Source organism: Kitasatospora sp. NPDC034023, assembly GCF_055575795.1.
Genome location: NZ_JBVIRY010000009.1, coordinates 131182 through 153473, shown reverse-complemented (window position 1 = coordinate 153473; position 22292 = coordinate 131182). Strand labels below are relative to the sequence as shown.

Here is a 22292-nt window from a genome sequence, read left to right as displayed (position 1 = left end):
GAATGCGACGGCCCTATCGGCAGAATGAGCGGAAGGAAATCGGCAGTTTCATCATGCCGCTTTCCGAGCAGGCCAGAGCTACCGGCCGGGGGTGATTCCAAAGCCCTCCGGGGACCATACGTCCTCCCGGTCGAGGGCGTCCGGAGCGTACTTTCCGAGCGCGCTGATCAGCAGCCGGAGTTCCAATGCCAGGCATTCCGTGAAACGTCGGAGCCCGGATTCCCGGTCCTCCGCGACGGCCAGCAGCGCCGCCCGTCCGAGGCCCACCGCCCGGGCGCCCAGCGCCAGGCTCTTGACCGCCCGGGCGCCTTCCCAGATCCGTCCGGAGACCAGCAGGGAGGGCGGCGGATCGGCCGCCAGCCGGCGCAGGCACTCCGCGAGCGGCAGCCCGACGTGCGGCAGGAACACCCCGGGCGCCCAGCCGGTGCCGCCCTCCGCGCCGTCCACCACGACGGCGTGCGCGCCGGCCTCGTGCGCCACCCGGGCGGCCTCGGCCACGTCCCGGCCGGGGTAGAGCTTCACCCAGATCCGCACCCGCGGGTAGTTGTTGCGCATCAGCCGGATCTGCTGGCGCAGGATCTCCGCGGTGAAGGTGCCCGGGGTCGCGGCGCGCAGCACCCGCCCGTCGCCGAACAACGGGTCCAGCCCGAAGCGGTCACCGAGCGCGGCAGCGGCCTCGGCCTCCAGCACGGTCATCCCGCCCAGGCCCGGCTTGGCGCCCTGCCCGACCTTCAACTCGAAGGCCAGGCGCCCGGATTCGAGCAGCGGCAGGGCGGCCGGGTCGCTGTGGACGAGGTTCCACACCTCGGCGTCGGCGTCCTCGGTGCTCTGCTGGACGGCCACACCGCCGAGCCCGTCCGGGAGTTCCTCGGTGTAGGCGCGCAGCCGGCCGAGCAGGGTGCGGTCGGCCGCCTCGCCGAGCCGGCCGTAGCCGTTGACCGGCACCACGTTCTCGCCGATCACCATCGGGATCCCGAGTGCCCCGGCCTGCCGGCTGAGGGCCAGCCCCAGGTCGCCGCCGGCCGCCCGGGTGGACCCGGTCGCGGACACGTACACCGGCAGTGCGGAGGCGAACCCCCCGATGGTGGTGGCGAGTTCGACGTCCCGGTAGTCGGGCTCGCGGCCGAGGTCGATCAGCTTGGCGAGCCGCTGCGGCAGGAACAGCGGTGGGACGATCCGCAGCTCGTCCAGGGCGTCCGGCCGGGCGGGCCGGTCCGTCGCGTCGGGTTGACCGGCGCCGAACAGCACGTGCCCGTACTCCTCGGCGGGCGGGAACGCCGCGGCCGCCCCGGCGCGGGCCCGGCGCCGGACCTCCTCCTCCGGGAAGCCGGGTGCACTCAGGTCGCTCACGGGGACACCACCCCGGCGAGCTTGGGGAACGCACTGGCCTGCCAGACGGCGTCCAGCCCGGCAACGTAGCGGGTGAGCCGCTCGACGCCGATGCCGAAGCCCGCACTGGCCGGCACGCCCTCGCGCACCAGGTCCAGGTACCAGCGGTACTTCTGCGGGTTCTCGCCGGTCTCCCGCATCCGGGTGATGATCTCGGCGTAGTCGTTGGTGCGCTGGCTGCCGCTGCACAGCTCGCCGTAGCCCTCGGGTGCGAGCAGGTCGAAGTTGCGCAGCAGGCCCGGGTCGTCCGGGTGCTCGCGGTCGTAGAAGCCCCGCGAGCCCTTCGGGTAGTCGGTGACGAAGAACGGGCGGTCGCGCCGGGCGGACAGCAACGCCTCACCCTCCCAGTCGAGTTCGGCCTCGGCGCTCTGCGGGTGTCCGATGCCCCGCAGTTCGGCGACCGCCTCCGCGTGCCGGATCCGCCCGAATGAGCCCTTCAGGAGTTCGGCGAACGCCTGCGGATCCCGGCCGAGTTCGGCGAACTCCTTGGGCAGCTCGCGCACCGCGCTGTCGACGATGTGCACCACCAGGTCCTCGGCCAGCTGGACGACGTCGTCCCGGCTCGCGCCGGCGACCTCCACGTCCAACTGGTGGAACTCGGCCAGGTGCCGGCTCGTCCCGGCGGTCTCCAGCGGTTCCAGGCGGACGTTCGGGGCGATGCAGAAGATCTTGTCGAAGGCGAGCAGCGAGGCCTGCTTGTACAGGATCGCGCTGGTCATCAGCTTGTAGCGGTGGCCGTAGAAGTCGATGTCCACCTGCTTGGAACCGCGCGCGCCGGGATCGGTCACCGGGCCGATGATCGGCGGCAGCAGCTCGACGAAGCCCCGGCCGCGCAGGAACTCGCGGGCCGCGGTCAACAGTTGCTGCTGGACGCGGAGCGCGCTGCGGGTGGCCGGCGCGGTCAGGTGGCGGCCCGGATCGGTCGGGGGCATGGGCGTGGAGTCGGGCAGAGGCGTGGAGTCGGGCATGGTCGGGGTCCTGTTCTCTCGCGGAGGGTCTGGTGTCGGGAAGCGTCGGTGCTCGGCCGGTTCAGCGCACGGCGGGAAGGCCCCGGGGTACGGGTGGCTCGGCCGCCCGCGGGTCCTGGCCGTCGTAGCGCCGCTGGACGTGGGAGAGGGCGGCCAGCAGTCCCGCCGAGCCGAGGATGGGCGGGCGCCCGCCCTCGACGAGTCCGGCGATCGGCATCGAGCCGACGGCGGACCACTGCAGCCGCCCGTCCGGGTCCAGCGAGCTGCGCGTCCGCCCGGCGTTGTCGGGGTGCAGGCAGTACGGCACGTCGAGGTAGCCGGCCGCGAACGCCCGCACCAGGGCCCGCCCGAGGTCGGCGTCCAGGTCGAGCACCGCGCCGATCAGCGCCCTGGCCTCCGCCTCGACCCCGGTGTCCGGCGGCTCGGTGGGCCGCGGGCGGGCGCGCTCCGCCGCGGCGGCCGCGGCGGCGGTCTCCAGCGCCCGGACGTTCTCGGCGACGGTCGGGATGCGGTGCGCCTCGGCGGAGGTCTTGACGATCAGCCGGGCGGCGCCGCCGCGCACGGCGAGCCGCGCGGCGTCCTCCAGCAGCAGCCGCGCGCCACCGGGCGAGCGCGGGTACACGCCCATGTACGCGTACACCACGAGGTGCCAGTCGACGTCCGCGAGCAGTTCGCCGGCGATCCGGCCGAGCGCGGCCAGCGCCTCCTCGTCCTGGCGGGCGTTGGTCTGCTGGGCGTAGCTGAGCGAGATGCTGCGCAGGCCGTGCTGGCGGAAGAACAGCGCCTCCAGCACGCTGATGGCGATCAGCAGCGAAGGCGGGCAGAGCTGGCCCATCATGCAGCCGCCGAAGGTCTCCAGGTGCGGTTCAGCGCCGAACTCCCGGGTGGTGGAGAGGAGTTCGCAGCTGCGCCGCCAGCAGGCCACCGCCTCGTGGAGCGGGGTGCGGCCGTACGGCAGGCAGTAGGAGACCGGTCCGCCCTCGGTGGCGTCCAGGCCGGCTGCCAGCAGTGCTTCGAAGATCCGTTCCGGCGAGGCCGAGCCGTGCCGGACCTGCACCGGGAAGCCCGCGTCCGCGACCCCGCGCAGGACCGCCCGGGTGACGGCGACCGGGTGGGTGGCGATCGGGTAGCCGTTGAGACCCGCCCCGACGGCCAGGGCGCGGCGCGCGGCGTCGAGGTCGCCGGTGCGGGTGTAGCTGTCCAGGGTGATGGTGCCGACGGTGACGGCGGACGCCCCCCGGGTGGCGAGCAGGCCCGCCCGCATCGAGGCCGCCGCCGCCATGCCCATCCGGGGCTGGACCACCAGGGCGCCGGCCTCCGCGGCCTGGGCCACGAACGCGCCGAAGCTCGTCACAGCAGGACCCGGGAGTGCAGGCCGTCGACGAACTCACGGAACCCGGCCACCGAGGAGCCCTCCTCGAAGACGGCGTCGAAGCCGGCCGCGAGCAGCGTCCGCTCGCGGTCGGGGTCGTCGGCTCCGGCGATGCCGAGCTTGCCGCCGATGACGGTCGGTGTGCGCCGCAGTTCCGGGCAGGCGCGCAGGGCCGGGATGACCCGCAGACCCTCCTGGTGGCCGTGCCCGTTGACGCTGCTGATCACGATCAGGTCCGGCTCGATCCGGCGGCATTCGGAGAGCAGCAGCGCGTCCGGGACGCATGCGCCCAGATTCGTCACCCGGTGCCCCATTTCCTCCAGCAGGAACTGCAGGAACACCAGGTTCCAGGTGTGCGAATCCGAGGCCATCGTCGTCACGACGACGTCCAGTCCGCCCCGTTCGGCATTTCCGTGCACCACAACTCAGCCCTCATCGGTAGAGATCGTCGATGGAATTCCGCCGACGCCCCGGCCGGCGGCCCGGGAATTCCGGCGCGTCGTCGGCGACGGCCCAGCCCCACGGAGAACGTTAGGAACGACGGGGCCCGGCAAGCGGCAGCTCGGGCGGCAAAAAGCGGCAGAATCGACGCCGGCGGATGCCCGGCCGGGGAGTCACCGCATCGTCAGCCCGCCGGCCCATGGCGGTTCAGCCCAGGGCGGTTCAGCCCGCCGGCTCACGGCGGTTCAGCCCGCGACGGCCAGCAGTGGGACGTCCCCGGCCGTCGGAAGCCGGAGTCCGGGCTCCTCCCGGACGAGGCGCCGGCACAGGTTCAGCACCGTGAAGCGCACGCCGTCACGGGCGGGCACACTGCGGATCAGCCCGCGGGACAGCAGTTCGTGCACCGTCGCCAGGCAGGTCTGCAGCGCCCAGCCGCTGCGCGCCGCCGCGTCCTCCCCCGACCAGTCCCCGGGCTCGTCCACGAGCACCGCCAGCAGGGCGCGCTGACGCTCCGACAGTGTCCGGATGGCCGGCTCCACCTCGTCCCGCACGTCACCGCGCGCGCCGAACACCAGCGGCGGCGCCGCGAGCGTGAACGGGACGGCCCCCAGCCGGGCCACCAGCTGGGCCGTGGACTGCACCAGCGCCCACCCCGCCGCGCGCTCCAACGCGCCCGGCAGGCCGTCCAGGTGGCGGCAGAGCTCGGCGACGGCTGGCGCCTCGGAGCGCTCCAGGGTGTAGCCGGGGCGCAGCCGGCACAGGTGCGAGAGCAGCAGCCGGACGGCGCCGACCTGCGCCAACGCCTCCGGATCGGTGTCGAGTTCGGGGGCCGGGACGGGCAGCGGCGCGAGCGGGATGACCTGGCCTCCGGGCAGCGGCCGGGCCTCCCGGGCGGTGATCAGCACCCGCAGCCCGGGGCAGTGGTGGAACAGCCCGTCCAAGTGCCCGGCGTCCACCCCGCCGTCGGCGCCGTCCAGCACCAGCAGGGCGGGCCGGTCGCCGATGTGCCGGACGATGTCCTCCAGCAGGCCGCGCCAGGGCTGCGGGCCGCCGCCGCAGTCCACCCACCGCACCGACCAGCGGGCGGACAGGTGCAGCCGGCGGGCCACCTCCAGCGCGAGCCGGGTCTTGCCCACCCCGCCGAGTCCCACCAGCGAGACCAGCCGGTCCCCGTGCACGGCGAAGGCGTCGGCCAGTACCTCGGTCTCCATCTCCCGGCCGACGATCGCCCCGCGCGGCACCGGCGGGGCGGCCGGCTCGGCCACCGACTCGGCGACGAGCGGGTGCCGGCGGGCGGCCTCCTCGAAGTCCGTCCGGCTGCGGCCTTCCAGCCGCAGCGCGTCCGCCAGCAGCCGGACGGTCTCGTTGCGGGGCCGGCGCACCCGGCCGCTCTCCATGTCCCGGATCGCCCGCACACTGAGGGTCGCGTGGTCGGCCAGGCACTGCTGCGTCAGCCCGATCCGCTCGCGCCGTAGCCGCAGCAGCTCGCCGAAGCCCGCCGCCGTTCTCACCGCTTGCACCGATTGCCCGCCGTCCATGCCTCGTCTGCCCTTCGTGGTCCGGACTGCTCCTGAGGTCGGGCCGGCGGCGGCAGCAGCACTGGGCACCCGCGCGGCCCGTGGTTCGGCCGTACGAGCCCCGGTGGTCAGGCTGTGGCCTCCGAACCGGTTCCCTCCGGTTCCCGATGCTCCAGGCTCGCCGTCTACGCCCGATCAACGATCGATCACCGGCCCCACCCGCGACCTTCACCCCGGCCTCACATCCCGCCCGACTGTCAGTCCCTCCTTGTACGGTCGGTCCCGGTGACAACGCTGCCGATCCGAGAGTGTGACGCATGTTCAGGACAGACCCGGAGGCGCCCGACCTCTTCATCACCCCGGTCGAGGACGTCTTCATCCGCAACCACCTCGGGCCGCACCCGCGGCTCGAGGCGGCGACCTTCTCGCTCACCGTCGAGGGCCTGGTCGAGCGGCCCCTGCGGCTCGACCTGCACGCGCTCCGGGGCCTGCCGCAGACCCGCTTCACCGCCGTCCACGAGTGCTTCGGCAACCCGCTGCGCCCCGACGTGCCGACCCGCGCCGTCACCAACGTGGAGTGGGTCGGCATCCCGCTCGCCGCCGTACTGGACCTCGCCGGTCCGCGCCCGGAGGCCCGGCACGTCTGGCTGGAGGGCGCCGACCACGGCGCCTTCGCGGGCGAGAGCGGCGTGAACTACCTCAAGGACCTGCCCCTCGACCAGGCGGGCTCCGAGGTGTTCCTCGCGCACACCATGAACGGCGAGCCGCTGCCCCCCGACCACGGGTACCCGCTGCGGGCGGTGGCGCCGCGGATGTTCGGCACCAACTCGGTCAAGTGGCTGACCAGGATCGTGCTGGCCGCCGACCGCCCCGAGCACCTCTTCACCACCCGCCTGTACGTCCGCACGCTGCCCGGCGAGAGCGAGGCTCGGCCGGTCCGCGAGAAGGACGTCAGCAGCAAGCTGCTCACCCTGCGGGACGGGCAGTCCGTTCCGGCCGGGAGCTGTGAAGTGGCGGGCTACGCCTGGAGTTCCACCGAGGTGACGGCCGTCGAGGTCGCCGTGGACGACGCCGACTGGCAGCCCGCCGCCCTGGACGGGCGCGGCCCCGACCCCACCTGGCAGCGCTTCCGCCTGCGGTGCGACCTCGCCCCGGGCCCGCACCGCGTCCGCTGCCGGGCCACCGACTCCGCCGGGCGGGTCCAGCCGCTCACCGGGGACCGGAACGCCGTCCACGAGGTGCACGTGGTGGCCGAGGCGCGGGAGTCCGCCGGGGTCGGCGCGCGCCCGGCCGGGCGGTGATCGCCGGGGAAGCGAACAGACCGGGGCACAGGCGGACCGAACCGGGCGGGATGGGACGATACCTGCCATGTCTAGCAAGTCTCCATCGGTCCAGGGCGCCGGCGCCCCGCCCGACCCGCTCCTGCGTCTGCTGCTCGAACTGGGTGAGGCCCTGTTGGGCGGCGGTCTGCCCGTCCATGAGGTCGAGGAGGAGCTCCGCGGGCTGGGGCGGGCGCTGGGGGCTCCGCAGGCGCGGGTCGCGGCCCTGACCAACGGACTGTTCGTCGCCCTGGGCGCGGACGAGGCCACCCGGTTCCAGCCGGTCGGCGCCGCGCTGCGGTTCGAGCAGACGGCCGCCGTCCTCCATCTGGTGCACCGGCTGCGCGCGGGTGAGCTCGACGGGCCCCGGGCGCTCGCCGAGCTGGACGGGATCCGGCGGGCGCCGGCCCGCTGGCCGGCGTGGGTGGCGGACCTCGGTGCGCTGCCGGTCGGGGTGGGGGTCTGCCTCTTCCTGCAACCGGTCGCGGCGAACGTGCTGGCGGCCGGGCTCGGATCGTTGGTCGTGGCGGGGCTGACCGTGCTCGCACGGCGGTTGCCGTACCTGCGGCCGCTGCTGCCCGTCACGGCCGGGTTCCTGGTCGCACTGCTGGTCCTGTCGCTGGCGCGGGCCTCTCTACTGGACGGCTCGTTGCGGACGATCGTGGCCACGCTGGCGATCCTGCTGCCGGGCGGGCTGCTGGTCACCGGGTTGTCGGAGATCGCCGCGGGTGCGGCCAGCGCGGGTACGGCCCGGCTGGTGTCCGGCGCGGTGCAGCTGGCGCTGTTCCTCGCCGGGGTGGCGGCGGCCGCGAGCGCGATCGGCATGCCGGCCACGGCGCTGGCCAATGTGCAGGTGGCCAAGCCGAGTTGGTGGGTGATCGGGCTGGGTCTGGCGATCGCCGTGGCCGGGGTGGTGGTCAACGTCAACACGCCGCCCTCGGCGATCCCGTGGATCGTCGCGGTGATCGCGGTCAGCGTCACCGTCCAGGTGGTGGTGGGATCGGTGCACGGCGCGGCGATCGGCGGCCTGGCCGGGGCGGTCTCCGCCGCGGTCGCGGCCACCCTGGTGCACTGGGTGCCGGGCGGTCCGCTCTGGCAGGTGCTCTACCTTCCGGCGTTCTGGATCGTGGTGCCGGGCTCCTTCGGCCTGTTGAACACCGCGCAGATCGAGGTCGGCAACGGCGCGCAGCCGGTGCTGGCGGCCGTGTCGGCGGTGTTCGGGGTGTCGATCGGCACCCTGATCGGCTCGGTGATCAGCCGGATCCCCCGCCCCTCCCTCCCCGTCCTGCAGCCTCGAGCGTGAGCCGGACGGCGGGAGAGGCGGCGGGAGGGACGGGGAGGAGCGGGGCGAGGAGGAGCGGCCGACGAACCCGGTCAGGAGTGGCGTAGCGCTTCGGTCAGGCGGTGCGCCGCCTCGGTGACGGCCTGGGAGAGCTGGGCACCGGGGTGGCGGGTGAGCCGTTCGATCGGGCCGGAGACCGAGACCGCGGCGACGACCCGGTTGGACGGGCCGCGGACGGGCGCGGACACGGAGGCGACCCCGAGTTCACGTTCGCCGATGGACTGGGCCCAGCCGCGGCGCCGTACGCCGCTGAGGGCGGTGGCGGTGAAGCGGGCGCCCTGCAGGCCGCGGTGGAGGCGTTCGGGTTCCTCCCAGGCGAGCAGGACCTGGGCGGCGGAGCCGACCTTCATGGGGAGGGTGATGCCCACCGGAACGGTGTCGCGCAGGCCGGAGAGCCGCTCGGCGGCGGCCACGCAGATCCGGACCTCGCCCTGTCTGCGGTAGAGCTGGGCGCTCTCGCCGGTGACGTCGCGCAGGTGGGTCAGGACCGAGCCGGCGGCGGCCAGCAGGCGGTCCTCGCCGGCGGCCGCCGACAGCTCGGAGACGCGCGGGCCGAGGATGAAGCGGCCCTGCATGTCCCTGGTGACCAGGCGGTGGTGTTCGAGTGCCACCGCGATCCGGTGGGCGGTGGGCCGCGCCAGGCCGGTGGCGGCGACGAGTCCGGCCAGGGTGGCGGGACCGGCCTCCAGGGTGGCGAGGATCGAGGTGACCTTGTCGAGCACACCGACGCCGCTCGTGTTGTCCATGGAATGGGTACTCCGTCTCAAATCCCGTGAGCGGCGGGTCGGCGCTGCTCACGGAGGCTCCGGGCGGGGAGCGGGGGTGGTCAGCGAGGACAGGCCGGAGAGGAAGTCGGCCGATTGCCTGCGCCGGGCACGAGACGGGTACGCGAAAGGGCCGGGGCGGGAAGCGCCCGGGCGAAGGACAGCACAGAGAGCACCGTGTCTCCTCATCTTTCCCGCGCCACAGTGGCGACAGGCCGGAGTTGGCACTGATCCCGGACGGCACGGCGCGTACTTCGGACGCCGGGTCGACCGGGGAGTTGCCGGGGCTTCGTAGGGCCGGTCCCTCCACCCCTCTGGATGATTCGCGAAGAACCATACAAGACTCCCCGGGCAGCACGTCAAACCCCCACCCCTCACGCGCAGGCAGCGGCGGGCGGCCCGCCGGCCGGGCCTTCCCCGGCGGGCCCCCCGGTGGGCCCGATTCGTGGGAGAGTGGAGGAGTCGGGAGTTCCGGCCTGAGCGGTGGCCGACCTCCCCCCGGAGACACTCCAGAGGTCTCCCATGACACAGCTGAACGAGATCCGCTCCATCGCCCCGGAGGCCCTCGCCGTCGCGGGTGTGCTGGACCCGCCGGTCGCGGCCGGGGCGGGATCGCGGGGCTACGACGACTTCGTCGACCCAGGCGACCTGCCGGACTCCGCGCAACCGTGGCAGTGGCACTGGTCCCCCGACCTCCTGTCGCGGCTCGCGGAGGACAGCCGGCTGCAGGTGAAACTGGGCTACAGCTGGTTCGAGGCCGCGGGCAGCGCGGCCGGACCGGTGCGACTCACTCTGTACGGGGTGCCCCACCGGAGCCGGCACGCGCTGGCGACGCGCCTGGCCGAGGCCCGTCCCGCGGTCGGCGCGGTCTTCATCGCGGACGACACCCTGGAGCCGGAGCCCCGCTGGCAGTGGCCGCTGCACCTCTGCGCCGTCACGACGGAGGCCGCCGAGGGCCTGTTCGCCGTGCTGGACCACGACGCGGAGGTAGCTCCGGTCATCGACGTGTACACCCTCGGCGAGCAGGACGGGGACTGCGACGTGCTGGCCGTCTCCGGCGCCGCCGAGCTCGACGCGCTGACGGCCGGCGGCGGCCTCAGCGCCGTCTGCCTGGCCTGGTGCGCCCCACAGCCGCCCGACCCGCACCAGCTGGCCCAACTCGACGCGGCCGCGCGCAGGCTCGACGCCTCCGGCTGGGTCGTCGCGGACCTCTCGGCGACCGGCGCGGTCGACTGGCTCGACCGGTTCGTCCGCCATCTCTCCGAGAACCTCGCCCTGGACGAGGCGGCCGGCCGCGCCGGCTCCTGGCTGACGGTGGCCCACCCCGGGCTCGCCGAGCACCACGCGGTGGCCGAGGGCCTGGCGGCCGCGGTCGAGCCACCCCCGGCCCCCGCGGTGCCGCCACCCCCGGTCGAGCCGGCCGAGCTGCCGGCCGGTGGCTCGGCCGAGCCGTACGCCGGTGGCCTCGGCGGGCAAGCGGCGGACGACCTCCGTCTCTCCGACCGGCGGCCGCCGCTCGCGGCCCTCACCGACCGGATCCGCCGCGCGGCCGCAGGCGTCCGGTTCAACGGGATGCGACTCGGCGGGGTCGTGGCCGACGCCGTCCGGGAGGTCCGCCAGGCCGGAGCGGCGCCCGGCGTGACCAACGACCGCTACCTCCAGGCACTCGTCAGCGACCAGCAGACGGGCAACCGGCTCCTGCACGCCTTCCACGCCGGCGCGGTGAACGAGATCCACCTCCGGGTGGGTCCGCACAGCGCCGAGTGGCACCAGATGGCGTCCGCGTTCCCCGAGCAGGGCCTGGAGTTCCGGGGCGGGGCGGCGCGCCTCACGGTCGCCTTCGACGAGGAGCGGGACCAGGCACTCCTCCACGAGCCCGTGGAGGTCTTCCTGCCCCGGCGGGGCGCCTCCAGCGAGGCCGTCTTCCCGGTGACGGTCGGCGCCCAGGAGCGGGAGATCCGGTGCACCGCGCGCGTCTACTACCGCAAGCGCCAGCTGCAGCGGCTGGTGATCAGCGGCCCGGTCGCGGCGTCCGACGACCCCGTGGACGGGCGGGAGATCGCGATCAACGGCGAAGCGTACGACTCGCTCGCCGAACCGCCGAGTCGGCACGACGACACCGACACCGGCGCGGGCGCGGGCGCGGGCGACGCGGCCGACAGCACGGCAACCGACGCCCGCTCGGCGACGATCCGGATCGTGAGCGACGAGGTCCTGGTGGTCGGCACCGGCGAGAACGGCCCGGTGCGGATCCCGGATCTCGACCGGTTCCGGGCCGGAATCCGGGGCCTGCTCAACCAGTCCGTGAACGAGGACGCCGCCGCCACCGGCGCCGGCCCCGGCCCCGGCTCACCCGCACCGGTCGGCCTGCTCCGCGGCCTCGCCCAGCAGGGCAGCTCCCTCTACCAGCAGTTGGAGCAGCAGGGGTGCGGCGGTTTGAAGGACGCCGCGTCGCTCCAGCTGGTGTCGGCCGAGACGGCCGAACTCTGGCCGCTGGAGTTCGTCTACGACTACGGGTATCCCGCCGACACCGCCAAGCTCTGCGACGGCTGGCAGCACGCCCTCGAAACCGGGATCTGCTCCTGCCGCCGCCCGGACCGCTCCGGCCTCCTCAGCCGCAGGACCATCTGCCCGCTCGGCTTCTGGGGCCTGCGCATGGTGATCGAGCGCCGGGTGGAGCGCGCCCAGCTCGACCGCAGCGTGGTCGAACAGGCCCCGCAGGGCACCCGCAGCACGCTGCGCCCGGTCGACGGCGCGCTCTTCGCGGCGAGCAGGATCGTCCGCAAGGCGGACCGGGACCACGCGGTCGGCACCCTGCTGGACTCGTTCGGACCCGACGCCCTGCACACGGCCGACAGCTGGAAACGCTGGCGGCAGGTGGTCAAGACCGAAGGTCCCCCGCTGCTGCTGGCCGTTCCCCACCACGGACACGACCAGGGGGCGACCCCGGTCCTGGAGATCGGCCGGGCGAGCAAACTGCCGTCGCTCCTGATCGACCGCCGGGACATCGTCTCCGACCTGCACGATCACGAGGTCGGCCCGGTCGTCATGCTGCTCGGCTGCAACACCGCCCAGGAGGACGTCAGTTGGCAGAACGTGGCAGCGAGGTTCCTGGAGAAGAGCGCCCCGGTCGTGGTGGGGACGCTGGTACCGACCCTCGGTCGCCAGGCGGCGGTGATGGCGGGCATCGCCGGCGTGATGCTCGCCGGGAACACCCGCGAGGACCTGACCATCGGCGAGTTGGTGCGCGACATCCGGCGGCAGCTGCTCCTCCGGGGTTGCACGCTGGCCATGGCAGTCGTGGCCTTCGGCGACGCCCGCTGGCTGGTCGGCAACCGACCGCCAGTGACCGACGACGGGCCGGCAGCGGTCGGTGGTGGGGGTGGAGGTGGGGGTGGGGGTGGTGGGGATGGTGGTGGGGGTGGTGGCACACCGGAAGCCGCACCGCAAGGCGCACCGGGAGGCGGATCGTGATCACCATCGAGATGCTGCCCGCCGCACACGGCGACGCACTGTGGGTCGAATGGCCCGGCAGCGGAACGGACGTCCACCGCATGCTGGTCGACGGCGGCCCGAGCCCCGTCTACCCGGCGGTCTTCGCCCGGGTGAAGGCACTGCCGGCCCGCAGCCGCCACCTGGACGTCCTGGTCGTGACCCATGTGGACGGCGACCACATCGAGGGCGTCGTCCGCCTCCTGCAGGACCGCGCCGCGCTGAACCTCGCGATCGACGACGTGTGGTTCAACGGCTGGCCGCAGGTCTCCGAACGGACCGACCTGCTCGGCGCCGCCCAGGGCGAGATGGTCCAGGCACTGATCGACCGTCAGAAGCTCTCCTGGAACGCCGCCTTCGGGCTTCCCCACGCGGGGAAGGCACCGCCCGCCCTCTGCCTCGCCGACCGGGGAGCGCTGCCGACCGCCGAACTGCCCGGCGGCGCCCGGGCGACCCTGCTCTCCCCCGGCCGGCCCGAGCTGGACGCGCTGCTGCGGGAGTGGGGGCGGACGGTGAGGAGCCTCGGCATGACCCCCGGCGACCCCGACCAGGCCCTCGCCCTCCTGGCCCAGCGGAAGAACCTGCGCGGCCTCGGCACCGACCTCCTCGGCGGCGAACGGCTCGACACCTCCGTGCCGAACGGTTCGAGCATCGCCTTCCTGCTGGAGCACGACGGACACCGGCTGCTGCTCACCGGCGACAGCCACGGGGACGTCCTCGGGCGCGGCCTGGACCGGCTGCTGAAGCAACTCGGCGGGACCAGGCTCACGGTCGGCGCCCTCAAGGTCCCGCACCACGGCAGTGCGGCCAACACCACGGACGGCCTGCTGTCCCGGCTGGACACCCGCCGCTTCCTCGTCTCGACCAACGGCGACAAGTTCCACCACCCCGACGCGGCCGCGATCGACCGCATGATCGCGGCGGTGGACCACCTCGACGCGGCGGACGGCGGCCCGGTGGACGGCAGCACGGCGGACGGCGGCGCCGCTCCGGCCGAACTCGTCTTCAACTACCGCAGCCGCACGACGGAACCGTGGGCCGACGCCGCGCAACAGCGCGAGCGCCACTACACCGCCGTCTACCCGGCGGCGCCCGCGACCGGCACGACCGTGGAGGTCTGATCATGGCCAGCATCGGTGTAGCCCTCTCCGGAGGCGGCTACCGCGCCACCATGTGGGGCATCGGCGCCCTGCTGTACCTCGCCGACAGCGGCCGACACCGGGACGTCGTGGCGATCTCCTCGGTGTCCGGCGGCTCGGTCGCCAACGGAGTAGTCGCCCACGAGACCGACTACCGGCAGGACCCGGGCGCGGACTTCGCCGAACGCGTCCGTCCGCTGATCCGCCACTGCGCCCGCGTCGGCCTGTTCTTCTGGGGGCCGTCCACCAACCGGTACGTGCGCTCGCTCTTCGCCCTCGCCGGCCTGGCCGTGCTGACCCTGCTCGCCGGGGTCGCCGCCACCGCCGTCGAGGGTCTGCGCCTGCTCTCCGGCGTGCTCCTGGGGGCAGGGCTGCTGCTCCTGGCCGGTGCGGTGGTGGTCTTCGAGCGGCGCAGCGCCGTCGTGGACCGGGCGCTGGCCCGCGAGTTCTTCCACGGCGACGGCGACGGCGCCGCGACGGACCTCTCCGCCGTGCGGCGCTCCGTCGACCACGTGTTCTGCACCACCGAGTTGCAGAGCGGCGACCACTTCTACTTCTCGCCGGCGTTCGTCTACGGGTTCCGGTTCGGCACCGGCGTTCCGGGCGGCCTCCCGCTCTCCACGGCGGTCCAGTCCTCGGCCTGTCTGCCGGGCGCGTTCGCCGCCCGGCGCCTCCCCACCGCCCGCCACCGCTTCCCGCCCCCGGGCGGTCCCACCGAGGCGGCGACCGATCTGGTGCTCACGGACGGCGGGGTGTACGACAACATGGCCGACGAGTGGCTGGTGGGGCTTCCCGAGCGGGCGCGGCGCCCCGACCACCCGCCGGCCGCCTACGACGTCGACGAGATCGTCGTGGTCAACGCCTCGGCCGGGATGACCTGGCAGCCGTTCCGCGCGTCGCGGGTTCCCGCGATCGGCGAACTTCTCGCGCTGGCCCGCATCAAGAGCGTGATGTACGACGTCACCACCAGCCACCGGCGCAGCGAGCTGGTCCAGTGGTCCGACCGGGCCGGACGGACCGGCGGCCCGGTCGGCGCGCTGGTCCACATCGCGCAGTCGCCGTACCGGGTGGCCGACGCCTACGCGGGCGCGGCCGACACGGGCGGCGGAAGCGGCGGGAGCGCCGGGAGCGGATCGGGTTCCGGCAGCGGGACGGCCACCGGGAGCGGGACGGCCACCGGCGGCGCGGCCGGCACCGGGTACGGCCCGGACCTCGCCGCCCGGGCCGCCCGGGCCAAGGAGGTGCTCGACCTGCTCGGCGACGACCCGGGGCGGCGCGCCGTCTGGGAGGAGCGGACGACCAGGAGCCGCACCACCAGGACCGTGCTGCGCAAGCTCGGCGCCGACACCACCGCGGACCTGCTCCTGCACGCCTACACGCTCACCGCGTGCAACCTGCACGTCCTGCTCGACTACCCGCTGCCGGCGGCCCTTCCGGACCGCGGGTACTTCCTCGGCCTCACCACCGGCCCAGGTACGCGGAGTTGACACCGGGGCGACACCGGGGCACGCCGAGGGCCACCGACGCCCGCCGGCCCGCCGCGGCCCGCGGCCGGGTCAGGGCACCGCCGTCACCAGCGGTCGTGCACCTGCGGCCGGATCCGGCGGTCGTAGAGTTCCCGCACGGCGTCCAGGGTGGCCGTCGGCAGCGGCGCCGACCCGGCAGCGGCCGCGTTCGCCCGGGCCTGCGCCACGTTGCGGGCGCCGGGGATCACCGTGGTCACGCCCGGCTGCTGGACGATCCAGCGCAGCGCCGTCTGCGCCGCGGTGGCGCCCTCCGGGGCGAGCGCGGCGAACTCAGCCGCCGCCTCGACGCCGGTCGCGAAGTCCACGCCGGAGAAGGTCTCGCCCTGGTCGAAGGCCTCGCCGTGGCGGTTGTAGGTGCGGTGGTCGTCCGGCGGGAAGACGGTGCGTTCGCTGTACCGGCCCGAGAGCAGGCCGGAGGCCAGCGGCACCCTGGCCAGGATCCCCACCCCGGCGGCCTCGGCGGCGGGCAGCACCTGTTCCAGCGGCTTGAGCCGGAACGCGTTGAGGATGATCTGCACGCTCGCGACGCCCGGGCGCGCGATCGCGGTCAACGCCTCCGCGCAGGTCTCCACGCTCACCCCGTACGCGGCGATCCGCTCCTCCGCGACCAGGGTGTCCAGCGCGTCGAAGACCTCGTCCGAGGAGTAGACGGGCGTCGGCGGGCAGTGCAGCTGCACCAGGTCGAGTCGCTCCACCCCCAGGTTGGCCCGTGAACGGTCCGCCCAGGCACGGAAGTTGGCGAGCTGGTAATGCTCGGGGCGCTGCTCGACCCGGCGCCCGAACTTGGTGGCGACGAACACGTCCGCGTCCGGGCGGTCCTTCAGGAAGCGGCCGATCAGCCGCTCGCTGCGGCCGTCGCCGTAGACGTCGGCGGTGTCGAAGAGCGTGACGCCTGCTTCCACGGAGGCCTCCAGCACGGCGAGGGCGTCCTCCTCCCGGACGTCACCCCAGTCCGCGCCGAGCTGCCAGGTGCCGAGTCCGATGATCGAGACGGGCCGACCGGTGCGGCCGAGTACGCGATGTTCCATGGGGCGAGCCTCTCACGCCGCTCACGTCCGCCCCCGCAGCCGTCGATCCGCGCGTCCGGCTCGCGGCCTTCCGATGGCGACTCCGTAGGCGCATGTACGCACCTGCGCACGGGAACGCCCTACGATGGGCGAATGAGCACCGGCAGCCACCTGGCAGATGCACACCGCTCGCAGCAGCGGGCCGAGCAGCGCCTGGACGTCGCCGCGTCCGTGCTGACGCTGTTGGCCGACCGGACCAGGCTCGCCCTGCTGGAGCGGCTCGGTCGGGGCGAGGCGGATGTCACCACGCTGACCGAGGCGACGGGCGCCGCCCGGCCGTCGGTCAGCCAGCACCTGGCCAAGCTCCGGCTCGCCGGTCTCGTCGCCACCCGCAAGGAGGGGCGGCGCGTCGTCTACTCGCTGCGCCACGGCCACCTGCGCCGGCTCGTCGACGAGGCGCTGAACGTCGCCGACCACCAGATCGGCCACCTGCCGCCCCACGACTGACCCGCACGGGCGGGCCGGACAGCGGGCGCGCCGGACAACCGGGGCGGGTCGGCTTCCGACGAATAGGTGCACACGTACGCACCTGTTCCTATGATGGGTTGACCACCCCACTGCCGACCGGGACGGGGCCCATGCTGTCCGTGCTGCGCAACCGCGCCTACCGCCACCTCTTCACCGCCCAGGCCGTAGCCCTGGTCGGCACCGGCCTGGCGACGGTGGCGCTGTCCCTGCTGGCGTACCGGATCGCCGGCAGCGACGCCTCGGCGGTCCTCGGTACCGCGCTGGCGATCAAGATGGTCGCCTACGTCGCCATCGCGCCGATCGCCGGCGCACTCGCCGGGCGACTGCCCCGACGGACGCTGATGGTCGCGATGGACCTCACCCGGGCCTGCGTCGCGCTCGCCCTGCCGTTCGTCGACCAGGTCTGGCAGATCTACGTCCTGGTCTTCCTGCTCCAGGCCGCCTCGGCCGCCTTCACCCCGACGTTCCAGGCCACCATCCCGGACGTCCTGCCCGCCGAGCGCGACTACACCAACGCCCTGTCGATGTCCCGGCTCGCCTACGACCTGGAGTCGCTGTTCAGCCCCGCGCTCGCCGCGCTGCTGCTGTCTGCGGTGTCGTACGACTGGCTGTTCGCCGGGACGGCGGTCGGCTTCCTCGCCTCCGCCGCCCTGGTGGTCTCCGCGGTCCTGCCCAAGCCCGCCCCGGTCGAACGCGCGGGCGGCGGCCACGCCAAGGCCGCCTTCGGCACCCGGCTGTTCCGGGCCACCCCCCGGTTGCGTGCCCTGCTCGCCCTCGACCTCACGGTCGCCGCCGCCGGCGCGATCGTGTTCGTCGACACGGTCAACGTCGTCCGCGACCACTTCCACCGCCCGGCCGGGGCCGTCTCGCTCGCGCTCGGCGCCTACGGCGTCGGCTCGATGCTCACCGCGCTCCTCCTGCCCCGCCTCCTCGCCCGCACCGGCGACCGGGCGATCATGCTGCCCGCCGCCTTCTCCCTGCCGGCCGTCCTCGCCGCCGTCACCGCGATCTCCGCCGTCCGGGCCGGCACCGGATCGTGGGTGGCCCTGCTCGCCGCCTGGGCCCTCGTCGGCGCCGGCAGCTCCGCCGTGCTCACCCCCGGCGGACGCCTCATCCGTCGCTCGGCCGCCGACGCCGACCTGCCGGCCGCGTTCGCCGCCCAGTTCTCCCTCTCGCACGCCTGCTGGCTGCTCACCTATCCCCTCGCCGGATGGCTCGCCGCCGGCGCCGGACTGCCCGTCACCGCCGCCGTCCTCGGCGTCGTCGCCCTGGCCGCCGCGACGGGAGCCGCCGCCCTGTGGCCGGCCCGCGACCCCGACGTGCTGGAGCACCTGCACACCGATCTGCCCACCGGCCACCCCCATCTCGCCGACGCGCACGCCACCGCCACCGGCGCCTGGCGGCACGGCCACCACTACGTCATCGACCGCCACCACCACGCCTGGCCCCACCCGACCGCCACCGGCACCCGCACCCGCACCCGCACGCGGGCCACGACCGGCTGACCCCACCCGGGGAAGCGGATCGTCAGAACCACTCGGGGCGGCACTCCCCCGCCGTCCGGTCGAGGCTGTCGAGCAGGTCGAACTGCGGCCCGGTGCGCGGTAGTTCGACCCGGAAGAAGTACCGGGCCGCCTGCCTCTTGCCCTGGCGGAAGGCGTCCGTGCCGGCGCCGAGCGCGAGGAACTGCTCCAGCCAGATCCAGGCCAGCACCACATGGCCGACGGCTTCCAGGTAGACGGTGGCATTGGCCAGCGCGGCCGCCGGGTCCCCGGCGGCCCACAGCGTGGCGGTGGTCCGTCCGATCCGGGCCGCCGCGGCGTCCAGGCGGGCGGCGAGGTCGGCCGCCTCGCCGCCGGCCGCCGCGGCCCGCGCGGTGGTCGCCGCGAGGGTGTCGAGGAGCAGCCGCAGTCCCGCGCCGCCGTCCATCACGACCTTGCGGCCGAGCAGGTCCAGTCCGTGGATGCCGTGGGTGCCCTCGTGGATGGGGTTGAGCCGGTTGTCCCGGTAGAACTGCTCGACGTCGTACTCGCGGGTGTAGCCGTAGCCGCCGTGCACCTGGATGGCGAGGTCGTTGGCGGCCAGGCACCACTGCGACGGCCAGCTCTTGGCGATCGGCGTCAGGACGTCCAGCAGCAGGTGGGCGCGGGCCCGGTCGGCCTCCTGCTCGGCGGTGGCCTCCTCGTCGAGCAGCCGGCTGCAGTACAGGCCGAGGGCGAGCGCGCCCTCCACGTAGCTCTTCTGCGCCAGCAGCATCCGACGTACGTCCGCGTGCTCGATGATCGGCACCTGCGGGGCGTGCGGGTCCCTGCCCCCGAGCGGGCGGCCCTGCGGGCGGGTGCGGGCGTAGTCGAGGGCGTGCAGGTAGCCGGTGTAGCCGAGCGCCGTGGCGCCCTGGCCGACGCCGATGCGTGCCTCGTTCATCATGTGGAACATGTACGCGAGCCCGTGGTGGGGCTCGCCGACCAGGTGGCCGACCGCGCCCGGGGCGCCGCCGGGGGTGTGCCGGCCCTCGCCGAAGTTGAGCAGGGCGTTGGTGGTGCCGCGGTAGCCCATCTTGTGGTTGAGACCGGCGAGCACCACGTCGTTGCGCTCCCCGAGCGTGCCGTCCGGCCCGACCAGGTACTTGGGCACGATGAACAGCGAGATGCCCTTCACGCCCGCCGGACCGCCGGGGATCTTGGCCAGCACCAGGTGGACGATGTTCTCGCTGAGCTCGTGGTCGCCGCCGGAGATCCACATCTTGGTGCCGGTGATCCGGTACGTGCCGTCGGTGGCCGGCACCGCCCGGGTGGTGATGTCGGCCAGCGAGGACCCGGCCTGCGGCTCCGACAGGCACATGGTGCCGAAGAAGCGGCCGTCGACCATGGGCCGCACATAGGTGTCGATCTGCTCCCGGCTGCCGTGCGCCAGGAGGAGGTTGGCGTTGCCGACGGTGAGCAGCGGGTAGGAGGCGGTGGCGATGTTGGCGGCCTGGAACCAGGCCCGGCAGGCGTTGGCGACCACGACGGGCAGCTGCTGACCGCCGAGGTCGTAGTCCATGGAGGCGCCGACCAGGCCGGCCTCGGCGTAGACCCGCAGGGCCTGCCCGACCTCCGGGATGAGGTGCACCCGCTCGCCGTCGAAGCGGGGCTCCTCGGCGTCGTTCTTCTTGTTGTGCGGGGCGAAGTGCCTCGTCGCGATGGACTCGCTGAGCTCCAGCACCGCGTCGAAGGTGTCCCGGTCGTGGTCGGCGTAGCGGGGGCGGCGGGTCAGGGCGGTGACGTCCAGCCAGTCGTGCAGCAGGAAGTCGAGGTCGCGGCGGGAAAGCAGGAGGGAGTCCAAACCAGGCATCCGATCGACAGCGGGACGGCGGGACAGGGGGACGGCGGGGCAAGGGGACGGCGGGACAGGGAGCCGACGTACGGGGCACCCGGCATCTTCCCGCCTGCCGCACCACCGACACAACGGTCGGCGGCTGACCTGTTTCTCAGACGACGGGCCCGATCCTGTCGGTACGCACGGGTAAGGTGGTGGACCGTGGCCAGTCGTAAAACGTCGATCTTGGAAGCAGCTGCGCGGGTGATCGCCCGGCGCGGGGTGCGCGGGCTGCGGGTGGAGGAGCTCGCGGCGGAGGCCGGCGTGTCGACCGCGCTCATCTACTACCACTTCAAGGACCGTACGGGGATCCTCCGTCAGACCCTGGAGTTCATCAACGACCGGGCGGAGCGCTACACGACCGAGCGCGCCGCGGACGCACCGCCGCTGACGCCGCGCGAGGAGCTGGAGCAGACGCTGCTGCTGGAGCTCCAGGACACCGTCGAGGTGCGGGAGAACAGCACCGCCTGGGGTGAGCTGCGGGCGAGCGCGGTGTTCGACGACACGCTGCGCGAGGACCTGGCGCGGGCGACCCGGATCTGGGTGCAGGAGATCGCCGAGCTGCTCGGCGTGGAGCGGCCGATGTCCTCGGCGGTCGTGCTGGCCGGAGCGGCGGAGCGGCTCACCGCACTGCTGGAGGGGCTGAGCACGCGCTGGCTCAGCGGCAGCCTGCCGCTGGCACACGCCCGGACGCTCATGGTCGACGCGATCGACGCCGAGGTGGCCCGGCTCGGCTCCTGAGCCGCCCGGATCCACACCGATCCGCCCGATCAGCCCCGATCCGCACCGGTCAGCACCCATCGGCACGGAGCGCCCCGGGCGCGTCACACTCCGCACGGCAGCCGTCAAGGATGCGTCAGGGCACGCCCACGCGTTTGACTGATTTTTCAGTCAGTGCGAGCCTGAAGCCGCAGGGCAGGGTGTCGGCCGTCGGCCCCGCTCCGTGGTGCGCCGGTGCGTCGCGGCGCGAAGAGTGGAGCCGGCGGCCCCGCGCACCCCTCCCGGCACCGTCGCACGATCTGGAGACCCTCATGACCCACGACCGCGATGACCGTTCCACCGGGCCGTACTGGGTGCCGGCGGACGACGTCCCGCACGCGCGGACCTGGATGTCCTGGCCCTCCCGCCGGGGTGTGTGGGGACTGCGCCTGGGCGGCGTCCAGGAGGACATCGCCCTGATCGCCCGCACGATCGCCGAGTTCGAGCCGGTGGTCATGTGCGCCCCCGACGACTGGACCGCGGGCAAGGCCCGGTCCCGGTGCGGCTCCGCGGTGGAGGTGATCACCGCCATCCCGACCGACGACCTGTGGATGCGCGACATCGCGCCGGTCTTCCGCCGCGACGGGTACGGCGGTCTGGACGCCGTGATCCTCAACTTCAACGGCTGGGGCAACAAGCAGGTGCACCACGACGACGCCCAGGTCGCCGAACTCCTGGCCACCCGCCGGGGCCTGCGCCACTCCTACGCGGACTTCGTCGGCGAGGGCGGCGCGATCGAGACCGACGGCGACGGCACGGTGATGGCCACCGAGAGCAGCCTGGTCAACAAGAACCGCAACCGCGGCATGAGCCGGGACGAGGTCGAGGAGGCCGTCCTGGAGACCTACGGCGCGGACACGATGATCTGGCTGCCCGGGATCAAGGGCCAGGACATCACCGACGACCACGTGGACGTCACCTCCCGGTTCATCCGGCCCGGCGTGGTGATGGTGCAGCTGCCGCCGGCGGACCGCAACGACGCCTGGGCGCGCGACGCCCGCGAGCAGTTCGCCATCCTGTCCGCCGCCACCGACGCCCGGGGGCGCCGTCTGCAGGTCCTCCCCGTGCACGGCCCGGACACCGTCCGCTCCCGCAGCTCCAAGTTCGTCGACTCCTACCTCAACTTCCACGTCGTCAACGGCGGCGTGATCACCGCCCAGTTCGGCGACGCGTACAAGGACGCCGCCGTCAGGGAGGCGCTCGCCGCGGCCTTCCCCGGCCGCGAGGTGGTGCAGATCGACGTCGACCGCCTGATGGCCGGGGGCGGCGGCATCCACTGCTCGACCATGCACGAGCCGCTGCCGTAGCCGTCACGGCAGCCACAGCCAGAGCCACAGCCACCGAAGCCCCCTCCACCGCCCAGACCCTCAGC

General features: G+C 74.0%; 17 protein-coding genes and 1 riboswitch. Of the genes, 9 read left to right on the top strand and 8 right to left on the bottom strand.

The annotated features are described in order from the left end of the window. Positions 1 to 78: 78 nt before the first annotated feature. The 5 genes from ACZ52R_RS15890 to ACZ52R_RS15870 form a co-directional block, all read right to left on the bottom strand. Complete coding sequence (locus ACZ52R_RS15890) at positions 79 to 1350, bottom strand: glutamate synthase-related protein (RefSeq protein ID WP_465621377.1); 1272 nt, start codon at positions 1348 to 1350, stop codon at positions 79 to 81. Next, positions 1347 to 2357 carry an asparagine synthetase A gene (locus ACZ52R_RS15885; protein ID WP_465621375.1) on the bottom strand — a complete coding sequence of 337 codons (1011 nt, stop codon included), beginning with the start codon at positions 2355 to 2357 and terminating at the stop codon, positions 1347 to 1349. Before ACZ52R_RS15885 ends, ACZ52R_RS15890 begins: the two co-directional genes overlap by 4 nt. 61 nt (positions 2358 to 2418) lie before the next feature. Then, positions 2419 to 3711, bottom strand: coding sequence for a methylaspartate mutase (locus tag ACZ52R_RS15880; protein ID WP_465621373.1), 1293 nt, complete (start codon positions 3709 to 3711; stop codon positions 2419 to 2421). Next, a complete protein-coding gene (locus ACZ52R_RS15875) occupies positions 3708 to 4100 on the bottom strand; it encodes a cobalamin B12-binding domain-containing protein (protein WP_465621416.1) in 393 nt (130 codons plus the stop codon). Before ACZ52R_RS15875 ends, ACZ52R_RS15880 begins: the two co-directional genes overlap by 4 nt. 315 nt (positions 4101 to 4415) lie before the next feature. Further along, positions 4416 to 5690 carry a helix-turn-helix domain-containing protein gene (locus ACZ52R_RS15870; protein ID WP_465621372.1) on the bottom strand — a complete coding sequence of 425 codons (1275 nt, stop codon included), beginning with the start codon at positions 5688 to 5690 and terminating at the stop codon, positions 4416 to 4418. A 314-nt stretch (positions 5691 to 6004) separates the two neighbouring features. Here ACZ52R_RS15870 and ACZ52R_RS15865 point away from each other — a divergent pair, with 314 nt between their 5' ends. Both ACZ52R_RS15865 and ACZ52R_RS15860 read left to right on the top strand, forming a co-directional pair. After that, positions 6005 to 6988, top strand: a complete 984-nt coding sequence (locus ACZ52R_RS15865) for a molybdopterin-dependent oxidoreductase (RefSeq protein WP_465753603.1) — start codon at positions 6005 to 6007, stop codon at positions 6986 to 6988. A 67-nt stretch (positions 6989 to 7055) separates the two neighbouring features. Next, positions 7056 to 8309, top strand: a complete 1254-nt coding sequence (locus tag ACZ52R_RS15860; RefSeq protein WP_465621369.1) for a threonine/serine exporter family protein — start codon at positions 7056 to 7058, stop codon at positions 8307 to 8309. A 71-nt stretch (positions 8310 to 8380) separates the two neighbouring features. On the opposite strand, the gene ACZ52R_RS15855 is transcribed toward ACZ52R_RS15860, so the two are convergent. Further along, the gene (locus ACZ52R_RS15855; RefSeq protein ID WP_360498981.1) at positions 8381 to 9094 is read right to left on the bottom strand and encodes an IclR family transcriptional regulator; all 714 of its coding nucleotides are present in this window, start codon (positions 9092 to 9094) and stop codon (positions 8381 to 8383) included. Positions 9095 to 9294: 200 nt separating this feature from the next. After that, positions 9295 to 9437: riboswitch (SAM riboswitch) on the bottom strand. Positions 9438 to 9634: 197 nt separating this feature from the next. Between ACZ52R_RS15855 and ACZ52R_RS15850 the strand changes: the two genes are divergently transcribed. The 3 genes from ACZ52R_RS15850 to ACZ52R_RS15840 are packed head-to-tail and all read left to right on the top strand — an operon-like array spanning position 9635 to position 15230. Next, positions 9635 to 12586, top strand: a complete 2952-nt coding sequence (locus ACZ52R_RS15850) for a hypothetical protein (protein ID WP_465753602.1) — start codon at positions 9635 to 9637, stop codon at positions 12584 to 12586. After that, positions 12583 to 13725, top strand: coding sequence for a ComEC/Rec2 family competence protein (locus tag ACZ52R_RS15845; protein WP_465663361.1), 1143 nt, complete (start codon positions 12583 to 12585; stop codon positions 13723 to 13725). The genes ACZ52R_RS15850 and ACZ52R_RS15845 overlap by 4 nt, the downstream gene beginning before the upstream one ends. 2 nt (positions 13726 to 13727) lie before the next feature. Then, on the top strand, positions 13728 to 15230 hold the full coding sequence (locus ACZ52R_RS15840) for a patatin-like phospholipase family protein (protein WP_465753601.1): 1503 nt from the start codon (positions 13728 to 13730) through the stop codon (positions 15228 to 15230). A gap of 83 nt (positions 15231 to 15313) precedes the next feature. Here ACZ52R_RS15840 and ACZ52R_RS15835 read toward each other — a convergent pair whose 3' ends face one another. Beyond that, positions 15314 to 16297, bottom strand: a complete 984-nt coding sequence (locus ACZ52R_RS15835) for an aldo/keto reductase (RefSeq protein WP_465621362.1) — start codon at positions 16295 to 16297, stop codon at positions 15314 to 15316. Between the two features lie 132 nt (positions 16298 to 16429). On the opposite strand from ACZ52R_RS15835, the gene ACZ52R_RS15830 reads away from it, so the two are divergent. Then, the gene (locus ACZ52R_RS15830; RefSeq protein WP_465663359.1) at positions 16430 to 16783 is read left to right on the top strand and encodes an ArsR/SmtB family transcription factor; all 354 of its coding nucleotides are present in this window, start codon (positions 16430 to 16432) and stop codon (positions 16781 to 16783) included. Positions 16784 to 16914: 131 nt separating this feature from the next. Next, complete coding sequence (locus tag ACZ52R_RS15825) at positions 16915 to 18309, top strand: MFS transporter (RefSeq protein WP_465663382.1); 1395 nt, start codon at positions 16915 to 16917, stop codon at positions 18307 to 18309. Positions 18310 to 18331: 22 nt separating this feature from the next. Here the strand turns inward: ACZ52R_RS15825 and ACZ52R_RS15820 are convergent, their stop codons facing one another. Beyond that, positions 18332 to 20137 (bottom strand): acyl-CoA dehydrogenase, encoded by a 1806-nt coding sequence (locus tag ACZ52R_RS15820; RefSeq protein WP_465753600.1) that lies wholly within the window; start codon positions 20135 to 20137, stop codon positions 18332 to 18334. Between the two features lie 186 nt (positions 20138 to 20323). Here ACZ52R_RS15820 and ACZ52R_RS15815 point away from each other — a divergent pair, with 186 nt between their 5' ends. Together ACZ52R_RS15815 and ACZ52R_RS15810 are read left to right on the top strand one after the other, a co-directional pair. Beyond that, complete coding sequence (locus ACZ52R_RS15815; RefSeq protein ID WP_465621358.1) at positions 20324 to 20902, top strand: TetR/AcrR family transcriptional regulator; 579 nt, start codon at positions 20324 to 20326, stop codon at positions 20900 to 20902. 290 nt (positions 20903 to 21192) lie between these two features. Continuing rightward, the gene (locus ACZ52R_RS15810; protein WP_465753599.1) at positions 21193 to 22227 is read left to right on the top strand and encodes an agmatine deiminase family protein; all 1035 of its coding nucleotides are present in this window, start codon (positions 21193 to 21195) and stop codon (positions 22225 to 22227) included. Positions 22228 to 22292 lie beyond the last annotated feature (65 nt).

Bases quoted from the DNA above. Each gene is read 5' to 3' on its own strand.
- ACZ52R_RS15855 (WP_360498981.1), bottom strand. From the start codon at position 9,094: ATGGACAACACGAGCGGCGTCGGTGTGCTCGACAAGGTCACCTCGATC.
- ACZ52R_RS15830 (WP_465663359.1), top strand. From the start codon at position 16,430: ATGAGCACCGGCAGCCACCTGGCAGATGCACACCGCTCGCAGCAGCGG.
- ACZ52R_RS15820 (WP_465753600.1), bottom strand. From the start codon at position 20,137: ATGCCTGGTTTGGACTCCCTCCTGCTTTCCCGCCGCGACCTCGACTTC.
- ACZ52R_RS15850 (WP_465753602.1), top strand. From the start codon at position 9,635: ATGACACAGCTGAACGAGATCCGCTCCATCGCCCCGGAGGCCCTCGCC.
- ACZ52R_RS15835 (WP_465621362.1), bottom strand. From the start codon at position 16,297: ATGGAACATCGCGTACTCGGCCGCACCGGTCGGCCCGTCTCGATCATC.
- ACZ52R_RS15810 (WP_465753599.1), top strand. From the start codon at position 21,193: ATGACCCACGACCGCGATGACCGTTCCACCGGGCCGTACTGGGTGCCG.
- ACZ52R_RS15840 (WP_465753601.1), top strand. From the start codon at position 13,728: ATGGCCAGCATCGGTGTAGCCCTCTCCGGAGGCGGCTACCGCGCCACC.
- ACZ52R_RS15875 (WP_465621416.1), bottom strand. From the start codon at position 4,100: ATGGCCTCGGATTCGCACACCTGGAACCTGGTGTTCCTGCAGTTCCTG.
- ACZ52R_RS15825 (WP_465663382.1), top strand. From the start codon at position 16,915: ATGCTGTCCGTGCTGCGCAACCGCGCCTACCGCCACCTCTTCACCGCC.
- ACZ52R_RS15865 (WP_465753603.1), top strand. From the start codon at position 6,005: ATGTTCAGGACAGACCCGGAGGCGCCCGACCTCTTCATCACCCCGGTC.
- ACZ52R_RS15885 (WP_465621375.1), bottom strand. From the start codon at position 2,357: ATGCCCGACTCCACGCCTCTGCCCGACTCCACGCCCATGCCCCCGACC.
- ACZ52R_RS15860 (WP_465621369.1), top strand. From the start codon at position 7,056: ATGTCTAGCAAGTCTCCATCGGTCCAGGGCGCCGGCGCCCCGCCCGAC.